Genomic DNA, 16,431 nt, shown 5'->3' with positions numbered 1-16,431 from the left:
CTCTAGGCCGGAGAACCCTATGCAAACGACCATGAGCCCGACCGAGCTCGATGAAATCTACACGGCGATGTGCTACCGCATGACCGCGCTCGGCGAGCACGACACTCCGCTCTACCTGGCCCGCGTAGCGCTGCTGGCGCTCAGCCGCCATGCCGGCTTTGCCGATGCGACGCGATTGCTCGATGAGGTCTCGCGCAGCTTCGAAGCAACGGACGCGGACAACACGCCTGGCCGCGCATCATGACGAGCCCCAAGCTCTCCCTCTCCGGCTTCGCCACGTACCGCCTGCACCGCATCGTCAAGCAGTTCGACCGCGGCATCGCGCAGGCCTATTCGGAAGCGCTAGGCCTGTCGCTCAGCGAAGCCAGGACGCTCGCCGCCATCGGCGAGTTCGGCCCCTTCCTGGTCATCGACCTTGCGCGCTTCGCCAACCTGGACAAAAGCCAGGCCAGCCGCGCGGCCGATCACCTCATCAAGCAAGGCCTGGTCAGGCGCGAGCCATCCCCCACCGACGGCCGCGCGGTGCTGATCTCGCTGTCAGCCGAAGGCAAGCCGCTGTTTGAGAAGATCATGCGGATCGCCTCCAGCCGGCACGAGACGCTGATGTCCGCGCTTTCCCCCCAGGAGCGCGCGGTGATGGAGCTCGCGCTGGGCAAGCTGCTGGCGCAGGTGGAGTCGATGCTGTAGGGATGCCTGCGTTGCTCGGCGGGGGCCTGTGCAAGCGGAGAGGGAAATCAGCGGACGCGGCGAGGCGCAATGCGCTCTCGCCGTCATCGAGCCCGAAGGCGTGGAAAAGTCAGGCTTTCTTGACGCGGGGCTTGCGCGGCGTGGCGGCACCGCTGGCCACTGGGATGGCGGCAAGGCCTGCACCCCGTTTCCATCCCTCGATGCCGTCCAAGGTAATGCGCAGCCCTTCCTCGAACGCCATGTCCGAGCTCAACCGCGAGAACGACTTGCTGACAAAGCGGGCGCCGGGATATTGCAGCGGCGACACGGACTCCAGCTTGTTCTCGATGAAGGCCTGGTGGTAGGCCGGCAACTGGCGGGAAGCCTCCGCCATGCTGGCGGAAACAAGGTATTGCGCCAGCAGGTGATAGCCAAGCGCGACTTGGTCCGCATTGAACCCGCCTTGCATCATGGCCGACGTCATGCGGTTGAAAAACTCCATCCCGTAGTCGGTCTCCCCCGGCTGCACATCCTGGAACAGCCGGAACCGGTTGTGCGAGGCCACATAGATGCTCACGCCGGGGTTTTCGATCGCCACCTGGAAACTCAGCCGCGAGAAAGACTCCACGTCGCGGCGCCAGTCCCCGGTGAGCGACGAGAGCCGGCCCAGCCGCTGCCGGTAGTAGTCATTCAGCACGCCGGAAACCAGTTGATCCCGCCCGCCCAGGTAATAGTGGATGAGCCCGGGTGCCACGCCGAAATCCTTGGCCAGCTGGACCATGGAGATCTGGTCCAGCGGCATGGTCTTCGTTAGTTCAATGGCGCGCTGCAGGATGGCGACCCGGCTCAGCGTCGCCTCCGCGCCGATCGGCGAGTCCGTCTTGGGCGGACGGCCCCGGCGGCGCGGCATGGCGGGAGGGGGTTCGGCTACGGTGGCGGTTTTCTTGGCGGCTGGCATAGGTCAGTGGCGGATCGGCACAGGTGGCGCGGCTTGATAATTGCGCCCGTGCTAATTCTACCTGTCAACGGGCCAGGTCCGGTCCTGACCCGTGCTCAGGCGCCGGCGGCCGCCGGCGTCACGGCCGGCAGCTCGCCCGCCCGCCGGTAGCGGCCAAGGGAAAGCGTCAGCGCGGCGGCCAGCAACAGCATGCAGGACAGTGCCAGCAGCGGCGCATCGTAGCTGCCATGGCGGTCGAACCAGGCGCCGAGCCCGATCGGGCCGAGCACCGCGCCAAAGCCATAGCCGGAAAACGCGATGCCGAACAAGGCACCAAAGGAGCGCAAGCCGAAGTACGAACGCACCAGGTACGAGATCAGGTCGCCTTCCGCACCGATGGTGAGGCCAATCAGCGAGGTGGCGAGCAGCAACGCCTGGTAGTCATGCGCCGAGCGCAGCAGGAAGATGCCCAGCGCGCCACCGCCGAAGAACACGCAGGCGACGAATGGTGCGTGGATCCGGTCGATCAGCACGCCGGTCAGGATGCGGCCGATCAGCAGGCCGATGCCAACCATCGAGGCGCTGCGCGCTGCGTCCGCCGGGCTGAAGCCCCGATCGGCAAACATTGCCGGCAGATGCGGCCCAAGCGACAGCGTAGCGGAGGACCCCAGCACGAACACCGCCCAGATGGCCCACAGGCGATAGCTGCGCAGCGCCTCGGCAAACGGCACGCCGTCAACCACCTGGCCGCGCGCGGCACCCTGCGGCCTTCCCGCCGTCTTGCGTTCCCGCAACAGCGAGCACGCCAGCAAGGACAAGACGATCGACCCGGCGCCCAGCGCCACATAGGCAGTGCGCCAGCCATATCCGGTCACCAGATACTGCGCGGCGGCTGGCATCAATATGGTGCCGGCCCCCAGGCCGCACATGGCAACGCCAAGCGCCAGGCCAAGACGGCGGTCGAACCACTGCGGCAGCACGGCGAGATAGCCGAGCACCGACGTGGCCGCGCCGAACACGCCTACCACCACGGACAGGCTGATCCACATGGCCTTGCTGCCGTCCTGCAGTGCCATGCACGCCGTGGCGATGCCGAAGACCACCGCGGACACGGCGATCACGCGCCGGATGCCGTAGCGGTCCATCATGGTCCCGACCAGCGGGCTCACCACCGCCAGCCCGAACATCGAGGCCGCGTAGGAAAGCGACGCCTCCGAGCGGCCCCAGCCGAACTCAGCGGCCAGCGGGCGCACGAACACGCCAGCGGTGGCATTGAACAGCGGCGCATAGCCGGCCAGCATGCCCAGCGCCGCGCCCAGCACTACCGCGATATAAGGCCAACGTCCAGTCCGGGACGCCGTTCCATCGGTTTCTTGCATCATGTCGTCTCCTCGGGCACTTACGGCCCTTACACCAGCCCGGTCTTGCTGCCGAGATACGCGCCGGCATCCGGCGCCACCGCTTCGAGGCCCAGGCGCCGCATCATCTGCCGCGCCGTGCAGACAGCCGTGGAGGTGACGGGCACGCCCAGCGCCAGCTGCGCGCGCTCAATCGCCGCGAACGACGGCATCTGCACGCAGGCGGACAGCACCACCGTGTCCACGCCGGCGGTGTCCAGGCGCTTCACGTCCTCCAGCAATTGCAGCGGATCGCGCTCGCCGACCTCCAGGTTATCGAGGATCGAAAAGTTGATCGCGTCCTTGACCTCGATGCCTTCGCTTTCGATGTACTCGACCACGGTGCGCGTCAGCGCATCGCTGTAGGGCGCCATCAGCGCAATGCGCCTGGCGCCAAAGTCCTTCAGCTCTTCGACCAGCGCGCCGGCCGAGGTCATGATCGCGGGCCGGTAAGGTGCATCGGCGATAGCCGCGTTGAGGTCTTCAATCACTTGCCGGTGGTAGCCCTTGCCCATGCACATCGTGGCCACCAGGCAGGCCGTGCTCATCACATCCACGCGCGCATCGGCAAGCTCCAGCGCGCAGCGGCCCATGTCGCGGTTCATGCGCTCCAGCTCTTGCGCCACCACGCGGTGCATGCGCACGCGGCTGGAATGAAAGGAGAAACGCTGTGGCAGTTGCTGCATGCGCCCGGCGAAGATGGCGGGCACTTCGCGCTCCATCGTGATGTTGGAGCTGGGGACGATCTGGCCAATTCGGTAATTCATCTTGGGTTCGCTTGTTCGCTTGTTCTCGTTAAGTCCGGGGCTCTGCGGCCGGCTTGCGCAGGAACGCGCCTAGCGCGGCGCGCAGGGAATCCGGGATCGGCGTGCCCACGCGCTCGTCCAGCCGCACGCAGACCGGGGAAAACACGGCATCGAACACCGGCGCCCCGCCGGGACGCCTGGCGATGCAGCGGATGTCATAGGAGCGCGTACGGATGGCTTCGACGAAGCACTCGATGTCGATCACGTCGTCCGGCCACAACGTGCCGATGAACTCGAAGCGCATCGCCTTGCACGGCGTGCCCACGCCGTGCGCCTCGCCCAGCCGCCCCGCGCCGCCGGCCATGTGGTCGGCAAACAGCCCGACCGCGCCCAGCAGGTAGTCGGTGAAGCGGCCCGTGTACACCACGCCAGCGGGATCGCAATCGCCCCAGCGCACGGTGCGGCGCACCACGAACGGCTGCTCGCTCAGCACGTATTCGGTGGCGCGCATCATGGCTGCGGCGCGGTGAGATCGGTGACGCCCGCGGCCGCCAGCTCGGCGATCAGGGTGGGATACTGTTCGCGCAGCCGGCTCACATCCACGCGGCCGGTGCGGGTCATGAAGCGGTAGACGAACTCATGCGGCGTCGCCAGGTTCATCCATTCGCGGATACGCTCGTACCAGTTGTACGAAGCCTCCGAGGCGCGGATGAGCTTGGCCTTTTGCGGGCGGCGCACCTCGTCGTAGCGCTGCAGCGCCGCCGGCACATCGCCGGGGAAGGCGACGATGGCCTCGGCCAGCGCGATCGCGTCTTCCATGGCGATCCGGGTACCCGAGCCGATCGAGAAGTGGGCGCTGGTCAGCGCGTCCCCGATCAGCACCTGGTTGCCGACGTGCCAGGTCTGGTTGATCACGACCGGGAACTGGCGCCAGTTCGAGTTGTTGCAGACCAGCTTGTAGCCACCCAGCTCCGCGCCGAACACCGTCTCGAACAAGGCCTGGCGCGCCGCGTTGGACATTGCGTCCATATCGAAATCCTGCCAGGTCCGGTGGTCGCACTCAGCCACGAACGTGCTCATGGCGTCCGAATACGGGTAGTAATGCGCGACAAAATAGCCGCCCTCGTACTGCCGGAACACCAGGGCCGGATTCGGGAACGCCTTCGCCACGCCGTACCAGGCAAAGTGGTTGGTCAGGTTGTGGCGCGTGGTGCCGAAGCCCCCCTCGTTAGACGCCCGCAGCAGCGAGTTGACGCCATCGGCACCCACGATCAGGTCGGCTTCGATGGCCGCAAAGTCGCTGATGCGCTTGTTGTAAGTCACGCGCACCCCGAGCTCGCGGGCACGCGCCTGCAACACCGACAGCAGCTGGATGCGAGGAATCGCGCCGCCGCCCGCGCCGGGGCGCTTCATGGTGATCGGCGCCTCGTGGCTCACGATGGTGTGCCGGTCGCTGAAGCGCATCGCCTTGGCGAGCTCGTCGACCACCGCCGGGGATGCGGCGCGCAGGTTGGACAGGCCGGTGTCGGCGAGCACCACGCCGAAGCCGAAGGTGGCGTCCTCCGGGTTCTGCTCGTAGATGTCGATCTCCACCGGTGCCAGCCGCTCCTTGAGCAGGATGGAGAGGAAGAGCCCGGAAGGGCCGCCCCCGATGATGGCCACTTTCATCGCGGCTTTCATTGCGGCTTTCATTGCGCCTCCTCCGGGGAAATCACCAGCGCGTCCATATCGAACTGGACGATGCGCCCGACCAGGCCGCCGGTCAGCGCGCCATACCAGACTGCCGGCTTGAAGCCTAGCGCCTTGCGCCGGAAGCAGATCTGCGGATTGCCGTCGATGCGCACATAGCCGTTTTTCAGCGAGGTGGTGGCATAGCCGTCGGTAGTACGCGCCACGCTAATCAGCGCGGCAAACTCCGGCACGTCCAGCACATAGACCGATGCCTTGCCAGCCTGCTCCGGTGCCGTGCCGATCTGCACGGCCTTGCGTTGCCAGACCGGCTCGATGGACGTGAAAGCCGTGGCGGCGTCCGCCGCCTTCTCCAGCTGCATGGCTGCCTCGATGGTCAGCGCCGCGTCAAGCGCATCGGCCTCGCTGAACGGGCGCAGTTGCCAGGTGATCTCGATCGGATAGCCGTTGGGATCGTTGAAGTAGATCGACTCGATGACCTCGTGGCGGATCTGGTAGCGCACCGGAATGCCGACCGCTTCCACGCGCTGGCGCCATTCCAGCAGCTCCGCTTCGTCGCGCACGCGCCAGGCGGTGTGCGTGGCGCGATCCTGGTAGTGCTCGCGCACCGCCAGCCAGTCCGGCCGCTCGGTGCCGATGTAGTAGAAGAAGGCAATGGTGCTGCTGTTGCCGCTATCGAAGAAGAAGTGCAGGAAGTCCGCATGATTGTCCGGGCCCCAGCCCTTGGCCGAGATGGCGTGGACCAGCGGCAGGCCAAGCAGGTCTCGGTAGAAATGTACGGTCTGGGCCAGCTTCCAGGTGGGACGCGCGGTGTGATGCACGCCATGCAACTGCACGGACGGCACGCCGACAAGGTGTTTCGCTTCGGTCATTTCACTTCCCTTCGGTTACGGTGTTGCCAGCCGTCTCGGCCTCGAGCAACTGGATGATCTGCTGGCGCAACAGCACCTTGCTGAGCTTGCCGGATGCGGTCAGCGGGAACTCTTGGACGACTTCGAGCCGCTCTGGCCACTTGAACTTGGCCAGGCCGGCTTCCTGCAGGTATTGGGTCAGTTGCGCCAGCGTAAGGTCGCTTGCGGGCGGCTTGGGTATGACGAAGGCGCACACGCGCTCGCCATAGACGCGGTCGGGCATGCCCACTACAGCGCAGGCCAACACGCCCGGGTGCAGGTTGACGACGTTCTCCAGCTCCTCGGCATTGATCTTCTCGCCGCCGCGATCCACCACATCCTTGATGCGCCCGAAGAAGAAGTAGTAACGTTTGCCGTCCACCACGCGCGACGTCATCAGGTCACCGGAGCGGTAGAAGCCGTCCGCGGTGAAGCGCGTCACGTCCTCCTTCTCGGATTTGTAGTAGCCGCGGATGGTGTAAGGCCCGCGGAACAGGGCCTCGCCGGGTTCGCCGTCGGCCACGGGATCCTCTGTGCCCGGTGACACGAGCTTGACCTCGTCATGCGTGGACACCGGGCTGCCGACGGAGGTGTCGCGGATCTCTTGCGGGTCATCCTTGCGGGTGAACATGATCACGCCCTCGGTCATGCCGAAGATATGGTGCGTGGGCGAGCCCGTCAGGCGGGTCAGGCCCGCGGCGTTCTTGGGGGCGACGAAATTCCTGCGCGCCCGCGCGCTGGCATCCGACTGCTCCAGTTCCGGCGCAATGCGCGTGAGGATCGGCCCGGCCACGCCGAACCAGGTAGGCTGGTAGTCGCGCACCAGGCCGCGCAGGCTTTCCTCGCCAAGATCCGGCGTGACCGTCAATGTGGCGCCAGTCAGCAGGAACGGGCCGAAGAAGCAGCCCATGTTGAGGTTGTGCATGTACGGCGTGGGGAAGAACAGCACGTCGTCCTTCGTGTAGCCATTGCACGCCGCCACTGCGCGCATGTTGTAGAGGTACTCGCTCTGGAAGCGCGGGATGATCTTCGGCACGCCCGTGGTGCCGCCCGAGAGCTGGAACACGGCGGCCTGGAAGGGATCGAGCGTCACGCCCGCCAGGATCGCGCGCGCGTGGGCCAGCGGCATCTCTTCAATCAGGTCGGCTAGCAGCAGCGCGCTGCCACGACGCTCGCCACGTGTTTGCAGGATGATGGATAAGCTCGGCACTTCGGCCTGTATTTCCTGCGCGAAGGCCACGTCGTCGAACTTGGTGTCGTCGCCCTGCACGACATGCAGACGGGCTTCGCAGAGCTTGCCGAGGTAGCCGAGTTCCAGCTTGCGGAACGCCTGGAGCGAGCAAAGCGGAATGATGCCCGCTTTCAGGCAGCCCAGGAACGCCAGGAGCAGCTCATTGCTGTTGCCGCACTGGAACACCGCGCGATCCAGGGGCCGCAGGCCCAGCGCCAGCAGCGCGGCGCCAAGGCGTTCGGTCTTCTCGTCCAGGTCGCGGTAGGTCAGCCGGCCTTCCGGGCCCACCAGCGCGAGCCGGTCCGCATGGGTCGCAAACGATGCGCGGAAGGCCCCTGTCAGCGTTTCTTGCGTCAGCACGCCGTCGGCAACATAGCGCCGCAGCCGGTCTTCGTCGGGGTACCTGACCCCCGCCAGCAATTCCTGGGGCCGTACCGATTGGGATTGCATCATGTCTCTCTACCCTTGCTTGTCAGATTTCTGTTTTCTGTTTTCTGTTGTTGTCTGTCAGCGCGCCACATTGGCCTGCGGCGCGCGGGATGACTCTCCTTACACCATCAGTTCGCGCAGCCACTCGACGATGTGCGCACCGGCGATACGCTGGCCCGGCTCCTCGTCGCGGCTCAGTGCCATGCCATGGTGATTGCCGCGCACGCGGATGTGGCGCTTCTCCGTGCTGCCGATCTGCGCGTAGATGGACTCGATATCGGCGGGGAACGTGCACTGGTCGCCGGTGTATTCCAGCAGCAGCGTGGGCTGGTGCACCGCGCCGATGGTCTTGTACAGCGATGCGTTGGAAGTCAGGCCCGACCAGGTCGACAGCCAGGACTCCGGCGTCACCACGCGTGCGAAGCCAACGCTGCCCCAGTTGGAAACAAAGGGGTCCTTGCCCCACAGCGTGCCCGTTTGGCGGTCCGACGGGTCCAGGGTAATGTCCCAGGACCGCAGGTCAGCGTCCGTGCGCCAGACGTGGAAGATGGGCGCATGCGCGGCCACACGCCGGTCCAGCTCGCTGCCGGCGCCTGCCTTGATGCGCTGGCGGGCGGCCTGCTTGCGGCGCAGCAGTTGCCTGGCGTGCTCGTCGATCCGCTTCACCCGCTCTTCCTGCGCGGCGCTGTAGCGCGCGACAAAGTCCGGCGCATAGCTGCCGCGTCCACTGGCGGCGTCGAAGCCGTTCGCCGCGGAGAACGGATCGAGCGACGCATCGGTTTGCATCGGGTCGTTCTCGTCGACAACGGAGGGATCGAGCCCGGTCATCAATAGCTTGCCCTGCCCGGGATGGGGAGAGACCAGGATCATGCCGTCAACCGTGGGCATCTGCAGCTCAGCCAGGTTGGTCGGACGGCCGCCCGGGGTCCGCGCGATGCGCTGCGCAGCCGGCGTGAGCGCCTGCTGGTTGTAGAAGGTGTACAGCGAAGCGCCGCCGGAATTGCCCAGCAGCACGATGCGCGCGAAACCCAGATCGCGCAGGTGCGTCATGCCTGCCGCCACGTCGAACAACGCGATCTCATGCTCCAGCCGCAGGTCGTTGCCGATGGAGCGGGGGCCCTGCACCCAGCAGGCGCAGCCGGCGTCGAGAATGAACGGCACGAGATAGTGCGTGATCGCCATCTCGCGGGGATGCATGATGGAAACGACCGTCTTTTCCTTGCCGGTCGCCGTGAAGAGAAAGCCGAGCGTGCGCTGGCCGTCCGCGGTACCCAGCGCATAGGGGACCATCTGGTAAGGGCGCGTCATCAGTTGTGCATCCCACGACGCGCCACGCATGCCCGCTGTTACCTGTGCCTTGTTCTGCTCCGCCACGACGTCTCCTTTGATTAAATGCTACCGTCTCAATAATTTAGTCATTATTTGAGTGCATGTCAAATAATGGTAAACCTTGCCCCACCACAGGCGCCGCCGCTCAAAAGCTGTGCCGCAGGCCCACCACCGCGCCAAGCGGATTGGCGCCAGGGACAATCGAGCCGTCATAGCCGTTGGCGCTGAGTGCGGAGCCGCCGTTGTTCTTCGTGTAGGAAGCCGTCAGGTAGGCATCGGTACGCTTGGAGAACCGGTAGTCGGCCGACAGCACAAAGGAGATCGGGTCCTTCCCCGAGGTGCGGTCATTGGTCTTGTACACGGCGCCGGTCAGCGCAACGGCCGGCGCCAGGTTCCAGTTCACGCCGGTCCACATCAGGTCCGTGCGCGACATCGACGCCAGCAACTGGCTCGCCAGCCTGCGGTAGCCCACATAGATGCTGACCGCCTCCAGATCCACCGCGGCCGTGCCGACATAGCGCCGCTCGGTCTTGCCGGCTGTCGCCGCGCTGTTGCCGTTGAGCTGGTCATACACGCCGCCCACGCGAAAACGGCCGGCCTGGTAGGTAAATCCGGCGCTCATGTCGCGCCCCACGCGGCTGTTGCCCGGCACTTCCGAGCCGTTGGCCACCGTGGAATCCACCCCGAAGCTATACAGCGCCGCTACGGTCAGCCCGCCAAACTTGCCGGTGTATTTGGCCGCGTTGTCCACGCGCCCCGCCAGCCAGCTGTCGTGGCTGAACGACGAGTACTTCGGCGCGAAGAACATGGGGTCGAACGAGATGATCAGGTCGAACATCAGGTTGTGATGCCGGCCCAGCGTGAACTGGCCATAGGTGCTGCTGTCCAGGCCGACATAGGCCTTGCGTCCAAAGATCCGGCCGCCCTGCGAGGACGCTCCGGTATCGAGCACCATGCCGCCTTCCAGTACAAAGACACCCTTCAGGCCGCCACCGAGATCCTCCACGCCACGCATGCCCCAGCGGCTGCCGGCGATGTTGCCGGAAGTCATGCGGAACAGGCTGTCCCCCTGCTTTGCCGTGTTCGGCACGCGGTTCAGGTATTCGACGCCCGCGTCCACCACGCCATACATCGTGACGGACGATTGGGCCTGCGCCTGCCCTTGGGTCAGTGCCGCGAGCGTGGCCGCGGCCATGGCCAGTGCTTTCTTCATTGTTCCTCCTTGATCGGGTCTGGTCCGCGAGCTGCGATCGGCCCGCGGGCTATCGTGCCGTCGCCTGACAGGCAGCCTCGACAACGGATGTCCGCCCAATCAATTGATATACACTCAATAAATGTTATTGTTTTTTGATATGGTGTTAAATAATGGTTTTCCCGGTGCCGCGGCACCGCAGCCTGATGCGCCACAAGCCCCGGGCGGGGTCGCGTCTTMTTGCTCAAACGCTTGCTTCGACAAGCGCCGCTGGCATACTCGCCAAGCGGGTTGGCGCACGTACCCGCGCACGGCACCGGCTTAGGCGCACTGCGTCAGCCGTGCCACCTTTGCCAGCCTTGATTGAGGACAGCCGCCATGACCCTGTACTTGCTCTCGCTTTTTATCGGCATCGTGGCTGGCCTGCGCGCCATGACGGCACCCGCCGCTGTCAGTTGGGCGGTCCACGCGGGCTTGCTGGATCTGTCGGGCAGCTGGCTTGCCTTCATGGGCTACCGGTTCACGCCATGGATCTTCAGCGTGCTGGCCGCGGTGGAGCTCATCACCGACAAGCTGCCCGGCACGCCGAGCCGCAAGGTGCCGTCGCAGTTCGGCGCGCGCATTCTCTCGGGAGCGCTGTGCGGGGCCACGATCGGCGCGGGTGGCGGCATGCTGGTGGGCGGGGGCATTCTTGGCGCCGTGGGCGCGGTGATCGGCACGCTCGGCGGCGCGGCTGCGCGCGCGCGCCTTGCGGCGGTATTCGGCAGGGACTTGCCGGCGGCGGTCATCGAGGACCTGGTTGCCGTCGTTGGCGCAGCGGTCCTCGTCCTGTCGCTGGCTTAGGCACCGCCGCCAGCTGGCCCTACAACGGATCGACCAGGCTGCGCACGACCTCCGCCAGGCGGGCCGCGCGTGCGCGCCCCTTCGCGTCCAGGCCAAGCGCGCCGCCCGCGGCCAGCGCCTGCAGGCCGAACGCAGCGTCGGTCATGTCGCGCCACGAGGGGTGGTCGGCGTGCATGGCCTCCAGCGCCTGCGCGCCAGCCGCCAGGCGCGCCGGGTCCGGCTGCAGGCCGGACGCCAGGTCTTCCAGTACTGCCGCTGCGTCGAGCAAACCCTTGCGGTCCATATCGGCATCTCCCTCTCGAACTTAATGGCAAATGAGCGGTCCCGCGGTGCATTTTTTTGCAGGCCCGGCGATGGGTTTCGCTGTGGTTGGCGACACGCCGTGCGCGGCGCCAACCCAAACGATATGCGCGGACTTTCCCCCCCTATTCTCTCAATTGGCCCCAGGTCCACGCCACTACGATCTTGAGCGTGAAGAGTGAAGCACACGATCGGGGTTACCCCCTGTTTTCGGTCGATGCGCACATCTTCAGCGCGAGACGAGGACAAGATCGGCGCACACAGCCGACAGATCAGCGAGCCGGGGTGAAGTCAGCAACATCTCAATGGCCAGTGGCGTCCCACGGCTGTCCCGGCGCACCCGTATCTAACCTCGTGTCGACAGCATCAAGGGCGACGCGACAGCCAGGCCACGGGCACCGGATTTCCTGCCACGAACCAGCGGCTTGTCGCAATACAGCGCACGCCTATGGCGACGCCATCGATCAGTACCTCGCCCGAGGAAGCCCTGCGTGCCGGCCGTATCATCCGCGCGCAACTGGCTCTCCTGACTAGCCGGGCCGCTTCGGCGGGCCGACCTCCTCCAACACGCAACTAAGGGATTGCAACCATGGCTATTTCCTCGATAGGAGTCGGGTCCCAGCTGGACCTGAGCACCTTGCTGGACAATCTGCAAAAGGCGGAAGAGACCAAGCTCACTGCCCTGACCAAGAAGGCCACCGTCCACACCACCAAGCTCTCCGCTTATGGTCTGCTGCAAGGGGCGCTGGCTTCGTTCCAGAATGCCGCCAGCGCGCTTGGCACGGCGAGCCTGTACAACAGCACCACTACCACCTCCAGTAGCACCAACGTGCTGGGCGTCGTGGCCGACAAGTCCGCGATGGCGGGCAGCTATGCGGTCAAGGTGTCGCAGCTGGCGCAGTCGCAAACGCTCGTGTCCAACGGCATCGCCGACAGCACGGGCATGTTGCTGGGCAGCGCCAAGATCACGATCGAGTTCGGCACTACCGAGGGCGCCGTCTTCACGCCCGGCACCGGCAAGCCCGCCTCGATCAACATCAACGGCACCAACAACACGCTGACCGGCATCCGCGATGCGATCAACGCATCCAATTCCGGCGTGACCGCCAGCATCGTCAACGATGGCGGCAGCACGCCGTACCGCATGGTGCTGACGTCCAACGCCACGGGCGCCAAATCCAGCATGCGCGTCTCCGTGGACAGCAACGGCGCCGGCGACCCCAGCACCATTGCCGGCTTGCTGGCGTATGACCCGGCCGGCACCAAGGCCATGAAGCAGAACATCGAGGCCCTCGATGCCAAGCTGAACATCAACGGCATCGACGTGAGCAGCCCGACCAACTCGGTCCAAGGCGCCGCGCCGGGCCTGACGCTGAACCTGCTGAGCAAGGGCGACAGCACGGTGACCGCCGTCACCGACACCGGAGCGATGTCTAGCGCCGTGCAGAGCTTTGTCACCGCTTACAACACGCTGCAAAGCACCGCCGCCAAGCTGTCCGCCTTCGACAAGAACAACAAGGGCACGCAGTCGCCGCTGCTGGGCGACGCGACGCTGCGCACGATCCAGAACCAGTTGCGTTCCGTGTTCAACACGCCGCAGACCGGCACCGGCGACGCCAGCCTGGTCAACCTGACCCAGATCGGGATCTCGTTCAAGGCCGATGGCTCCATGGGGCTCGACACCGCCAAGCTGAACAAGGCACTCGGCTCCAACCGGACCGGCGTGGCGCAGCTGTTCAGCGGTGCCGACGGCAAGTCCGGCTATGGCAATCAGCTGGCGGAAATGGTGAAATCGTTCAGCGCGACAAAGGGCGCGCTGACGACGGCCACCGAAGGCATCAACACCGACCTGAAGAACCTCGACAGCGCCTACACCCGCACCTCCGCGGGGATCGACGCCACGATGTCGCGCTATCGCGCGCAGTTCCAGCAGCTTGACCTGATGATGAGCCGGATGAACTCCACCAAAACCTACCTCACGCAGCAATTCGCGGCGATGAACAAGACGTCCAACCAGTAATCACCACCGCAGCCGTCCTGCCCGCAAGTGCGGGACGGCCCCGCCCACGGCTTACCGTCTCGCTTTCCCTTGGTGGCATAACCGTGCGATGCCGCTACACTGTCGCCTGATACTAGCCAGTCAATCAGGAACCGCCCCACATGCGCGAACAAGAACAGAGCGGAAGCCCTCCTCCCTCACGCCCCCCCTCGCTGCGTCAAGCCGCAAGCATCCTGGTAGTGCGCGATGGCGCGGCCGGCATGGAAGTGCTGCTGGTGCGCCGCCCCGAGCGCAACGACGACCGCAGCAGCGGCGCCTTCGTCTTTCCCGGCGGCACGCTCGACCCCCAGGACAGAACCCTGCACGATGTCTGCGCCGGCCTGGACGATGCCGCGGCCAGCGCCCGTCTCAAGCTGCCTGACGGCGGCCTGGATTTCTACCTGGCAGCCGTGCGCGAGTGTTTCGAGGAAGCCGGCCTGCTGTTCGCGAGCGATGCCGGCGGCAAGCTGATCGCGCTGGACACGCTGGATGCCGCGCAGCAGGCATGGCTGCGGCAGTCCGCGCGCAGCGGCGGCCCGGGCATGGCGCAGCTCTGCGAGCGGCTTGGCGTGCGCCTGGCGGTGGACCGCCTGGCGTATCACAGCCACTGGCTGACGCCACCCGGTTTGCCCAAGCGCTTCGACACACGCTTTTTCGTGGCCGTGGCGCCCGCCGGCCAGTCCGCCACGCACGATGGCGACGAGGCCGTGGAGCATCTCTGGATACGCCCGAGCGATGCCCGGCCCGATCCGCTGGATCCTGGCCACCCACACCCACATCGACCACTCGCCGGCGACATCCAGGCTCAAGGCCGCCACCGGCGCGCCGGTGCTGGGCCGCCCCGCGCCGCAGACGCCACGCCAGGACCAGACCTTCCAGCCCGAGCGCATCCTGGCGCACGGCGAACGCCTGGCGCTGGGCGAAGGCTGCACGCTGCGCGTCGTCCACACGCCGGGACATGCATCCAATCATCTTTGCTTCCTGCTCGAGGAAGAAAAGACCTTGTTCACCGGCGACCACGTGATGCAGGGCTCCACCGTCGTCATCAACCCGCCCGACGGTGACATGCGCGCGTACCTGGGCTCGCTCGCCGCGTTGCAGGACGAGGACCTGGAATGGCTTGCGCCCGGCCACGGCTTCCTGATGCCCCGGCCCGCGGATGCCATCCGCACTTTGATCCGCCATCGCATGCAGCGCGAGGCAAAGGTGCTCAACGCGTTGCGAGAGCTTGGCGAAACCGGCATCGATATCCTGCTCCTGCGGGTCTATGACGACGTGCCGGAGCGCATGCTCCCGGTGGCAAAGCGCTCGCTGCTGGCGCACCTGCTCAAGCTGGTGCAGGACGGCCGCGTGCAGGAGTCCGGCGAGAAGTGGCAGGTGCTGAAGCACGCAGCAAGCTGAAACGCGCGGGCAATGCAAACAAAAAGCCGACCTCGATGGGTCGGCTTTTTCATGTGCCAGCAGCGGGCTGCTATGTCGTCTGATACTTCCCGGATGTCTTATACGTATTACTCGGATACCGAAGCCATCAGCAGGTCGGCGGCGGACTCCAGCCGCTCGGGCGCCCCAAACAGCCGCGCAACGATCAGGCCGTTCTGCAGCGCGCCGTAGATCACTTGCGCCAGCGCGCGAGCCGTCACCGGGTAGACCTTGCCGTATTCCTTCTGCGCGCGCTCGATCAGCCCCATCAGCCAGTTCTCGTTCATGCGGTAGAACGCCTTGAGCTCGGCGTGGACCGACTCCGGCAGGCACAGCGTCTCGGTGGACAGCATGCCCGCGAGGCAGATCTGGTCGCCGCAGGCCGCGGTACGCAGGAAGTTGAGGTAGCCCTCGGCTTGCACGGCAGGGGGAAGCGAGGCATCCACGCTACGCAGCCGCTCGGCGATGCGGGCGCTGTATTCTTTCACCGCCTCCAGCACCAGGTCGTCCTTGGCGGGGAAGTAATAGTGGATGCTTGACGTCTTCACGCCAACCAGTTCGGCCAGGTCGCGGTAGCTGAAACCATTGAAACCGCGCCGGCGAATAAGCACCAGCGTGTGTTCGAGCAGTTGTTCGCGTACGGATTGCGTTTTCATAGCGTGATCTTATCTATCTATCGATAGATCCTCAAGCCAATTTCGTGTGCAGTCGCAACAAGGCGGCTTAGTTGGCCCCAAGTTACGCCTTCATTGCGCTTATTACCGCCCTGTGCCGGCTCACGCCGGGAGCACTTGCGCCACCACGGTGATGGCAGAGCCACTGGCGACACAGAGAACCACCCAGCCGGCCAGGATCAGGAAGCTGTCCCGTAAATTCATGATGCACCCCTACTCTATTTCACGCTCACTCTGTTTCCCGACTGCTATCGGGTATCGGGCATCCAGGCGGCGATCGCCGGGATACCCTTGCCGCGCTCAGGCATTGGCGCCTTCGCTGAACACGTCGAACTTGCCGCCACGCGCGCCATCGGTGTAGGCGTCAACGCTGCGGGCCGGGCTGGCGGACACGCCGCTACGATCCAGGCCGGCCACGATGCGCGCACCGTCCGTGTACGGGTCAGCCTTGCCAACGCGTGCGCCTTCGGTGAACGGGTCGAACTTGCCGCTGCGGGCGCCATCGGTGAAGGCGTCGGGCGTGGTGGTGCGGAACACGTAGCCGTACTTGTCACCGGCGAAGGTGCTGTCCTTCGGGCCCGAAGCCTGAGCGGTGCCGGCAACGAAAGCGGCAGCAAGGGCGGCGGCGGTGATCAGGGTCTTGGCGAAGAG

15 protein-coding genes and 2 pseudogenes are annotated in these 16,431 nt (G+C 65.7%); 5 read left to right on the top strand and 12 right to left on the bottom strand.

Annotated features, from left to right (window positions below; all coding sequences use genetic code 11):
* Positions 1 to 19: 19 nt before the first annotated feature.
* Positions 20 to 244: a hypothetical protein gene (locus AB4061_RS06050; protein WP_441631866.1), complete on the top strand. Its 225-nt coding sequence runs from the start codon at positions 20 to 22 to the stop codon at positions 242 to 244.
* Positions 241 to 687: a MarR family winged helix-turn-helix transcriptional regulator gene (locus AB4061_RS06045; protein WP_441631864.1), complete on the top strand. Its 447-nt coding sequence runs from the start codon at positions 241 to 243 to the stop codon at positions 685 to 687. Before AB4061_RS06050 ends, AB4061_RS06045 begins: the two co-directional genes overlap by 4 nt.
* A 109-nt stretch (positions 688 to 796) precedes the next feature.
* Here the strand turns inward: AB4061_RS06045 and AB4061_RS06040 are convergent, their stop codons facing one another.
* The 9 genes from AB4061_RS06040 to AB4061_RS06000 form a co-directional block, all read right to left on the bottom strand.
* A complete protein-coding gene (locus AB4061_RS06040; protein ID WP_441631862.1) occupies positions 797 to 1,624 on the bottom strand; it encodes a TetR/AcrR family transcriptional regulator in 828 nt (275 codons plus the stop codon).
* 95 nt (positions 1,625 to 1,719) lie between these two features.
* A complete protein-coding gene (locus AB4061_RS06035; protein ID WP_441632128.1) occupies positions 1,720 to 2,982 on the bottom strand; it encodes an MFS transporter in 1,263 nt (420 codons plus the stop codon).
* 29 nt (positions 2,983 to 3,011) lie between these two features.
* Positions 3,012 to 3,767, bottom strand: coding sequence for a maleate cis-trans isomerase family protein (locus AB4061_RS06030; protein ID WP_441631860.1), 756 nt, complete (start codon positions 3,765 to 3,767; stop codon positions 3,012 to 3,014).
* 28 nt (positions 3,768 to 3,795) lie between these two features.
* Positions 3,796 to 4,260, bottom strand: coding sequence for an acyl-CoA thioesterase (locus AB4061_RS06025; protein WP_441631858.1), 465 nt, complete (start codon positions 4,258 to 4,260; stop codon positions 3,796 to 3,798).
* Entirely contained in the window at positions 4,257 to 5,414 is a 1,158-nt protein-coding gene (locus AB4061_RS06020) for an FAD-dependent monooxygenase (protein WP_441632126.1), read from the bottom strand. Before AB4061_RS06020 ends, AB4061_RS06025 begins: the two co-directional genes overlap by 4 nt.
* Before the next feature lie 20 nt (positions 5,415 to 5,434).
* On the bottom strand, positions 5,435 to 6,307 hold the full coding sequence (locus tag AB4061_RS06015) for a VOC family protein (protein ID WP_441631856.1): 873 nt from the start codon (positions 6,305 to 6,307) through the stop codon (positions 5,435 to 5,437).
* Between the two features lies 1 nt (position 6,308).
* The gene (locus tag AB4061_RS06010) at positions 6,309 to 8,009 is read right to left on the bottom strand and encodes an AMP-binding protein (RefSeq protein ID WP_441631854.1); all 1,701 of its coding nucleotides are present in this window, start codon (positions 8,007 to 8,009) and stop codon (positions 6,309 to 6,311) included.
* A gap of 96 nt (positions 8,010 to 8,105) precedes the next feature.
* Positions 8,106 to 9,293 (bottom strand): alpha/beta hydrolase, encoded by a 1,188-nt coding sequence (locus tag AB4061_RS06005; protein ID WP_441632124.1) that lies wholly within the window; start codon positions 9,291 to 9,293, stop codon positions 8,106 to 8,108.
* Between the two features lie 166 nt (positions 9,294 to 9,459).
* Positions 9,460 to 10,527: a porin gene (locus AB4061_RS06000; RefSeq protein WP_441631853.1), complete on the bottom strand. Its 1,068-nt coding sequence runs from the start codon at positions 10,525 to 10,527 to the stop codon at positions 9,460 to 9,462.
* Between the two features lie 357 nt (positions 10,528 to 10,884).
* Between AB4061_RS06000 and AB4061_RS05995 the strand changes: the two genes are divergently transcribed.
* Positions 10,885 to 11,349, top strand: coding sequence for a DUF4126 domain-containing protein (locus tag AB4061_RS05995; RefSeq protein ID WP_441631851.1), 465 nt, complete (start codon positions 10,885 to 10,887; stop codon positions 11,347 to 11,349).
* A 19-nt stretch (positions 11,350 to 11,368) separates the two neighbouring features.
* On the opposite strand, the gene AB4061_RS05990 is transcribed toward AB4061_RS05995, so the two are convergent.
* Positions 11,369 to 11,632: a hypothetical protein gene (locus tag AB4061_RS05990; protein WP_441631849.1), complete on the bottom strand. Its 264-nt coding sequence runs from the start codon at positions 11,630 to 11,632 to the stop codon at positions 11,369 to 11,371.
* Between the two features lie 606 nt (positions 11,633 to 12,238).
* On the opposite strand from AB4061_RS05990, the gene fliD reads away from it, so the two are divergent.
* Positions 12,239 to 13,669 (top strand): flagellar filament capping protein FliD, encoded by a 1,431-nt coding sequence (fliD, locus tag AB4061_RS05985; RefSeq protein ID WP_441631847.1) that lies wholly within the window; start codon positions 12,239 to 12,241, stop codon positions 13,667 to 13,669.
* Between the two features lie 140 nt (positions 13,670 to 13,809).
* Positions 13,810 to 15,088: pseudogene (locus AB4061_RS05980) on the top strand (MBL fold metallo-hydrolase).
* Positions 15,089 to 15,195: 107 nt separating this feature from the next.
* Here AB4061_RS05980 and AB4061_RS05975 read toward each other — a convergent pair.
* Together AB4061_RS05975 and AB4061_RS05970 are read right to left on the bottom strand one after the other, a co-directional pair.
* A complete protein-coding gene (locus tag AB4061_RS05975; protein WP_441631845.1) occupies positions 15,196 to 15,762 on the bottom strand; it encodes a TetR/AcrR family transcriptional regulator in 567 nt (188 codons plus the stop codon).
* Between the two features lie 318 nt (positions 15,763 to 16,080).
* Positions 16,081 to 16,431, bottom strand: a pseudogene (locus AB4061_RS05970) (copper resistance protein CopQ); the annotation flags it as partial.

The organism is Cupriavidus sp. YAF13 (genome assembly GCF_052113425.1).
GTDB lineage: Bacteria > Pseudomonadota > Gammaproteobacteria > Burkholderiales > Burkholderiaceae > Cupriavidus.
The sequence above is the reverse complement of the archived record's forward strand: the minus strand, read 5'-3'. Positions and strand labels throughout refer to the sequence as shown.

Bases quoted from the DNA above. Each gene is read 5' to 3' on its own strand.
- AB4061_RS06050 (WP_441631866.1), top strand. From the start codon at position 20: ATGCAAACGACCATGAGCCCGACCGAGCTCGATGAAATCTACACGGCG.
- AB4061_RS06020 (WP_441632126.1), bottom strand. From the start codon at position 5,414: ATGAAAGTGGCCATCATCGGGGGCGGCCCTTCCGGGCTCTTCCTCTCC.
- AB4061_RS06030 (WP_441631860.1), bottom strand. From the start codon at position 3,767: ATGAATTACCGAATTGGCCAGATCGTCCCCAGCTCCAACATCACGATG.
- AB4061_RS05990 (WP_441631849.1), bottom strand. From the start codon at position 11,632: ATGGACCGCAAGGGTTTGCTCGACGCAGCGGCAGTACTGGAAGACCTG.
- AB4061_RS06005 (WP_441632124.1), bottom strand. From the start codon at position 9,293: ATGACGCGCCCTTACCAGATGGTCCCCTATGCGCTGGGTACCGCGGAC.
- AB4061_RS05995 (WP_441631851.1), top strand. From the start codon at position 10,885: ATGACCCTGTACTTGCTCTCGCTTTTTATCGGCATCGTGGCTGGCCTG.
- AB4061_RS06045 (WP_441631864.1), top strand. From the start codon at position 241: ATGACGAGCCCCAAGCTCTCCCTCTCCGGCTTCGCCACGTACCGCCTG.
- AB4061_RS05975 (WP_441631845.1), bottom strand. From the start codon at position 15,762: ATGAAAACGCAATCCGTACGCGAACAACTGCTCGAACACACGCTGGTG.
- AB4061_RS06035 (WP_441632128.1), bottom strand. From the start codon at position 2,982: ATGCAAGAAACCGATGGAACGGCGTCCCGGACTGGACGTTGGCCTTAT.
- fliD (WP_441631847.1), top strand. From the start codon at position 12,239: ATGGCTATTTCCTCGATAGGAGTCGGGTCCCAGCTGGACCTGAGCACC.
- AB4061_RS06000 (WP_441631853.1), bottom strand. From the start codon at position 10,527: ATGAAGAAAGCACTGGCCATGGCCGCGGCCACGCTCGCGGCACTGACC.
- AB4061_RS06010 (WP_441631854.1), bottom strand. From the start codon at position 8,009: ATGATGCAATCCCAATCGGTACGGCCCCAGGAATTGCTGGCGGGGGTC.
- AB4061_RS06015 (WP_441631856.1), bottom strand. From the start codon at position 6,307: ATGACCGAAGCGAAACACCTTGTCGGCGTGCCGTCCGTGCAGTTGCAT.
- AB4061_RS06040 (WP_441631862.1), bottom strand. From the start codon at position 1,624: ATGCCAGCCGCCAAGAAAACCGCCACCGTAGCCGAACCCCCTCCCGCC.
- AB4061_RS06025 (WP_441631858.1), bottom strand. From the start codon at position 4,260: ATGATGCGCGCCACCGAATACGTGCTGAGCGAGCAGCCGTTCGTGGTG.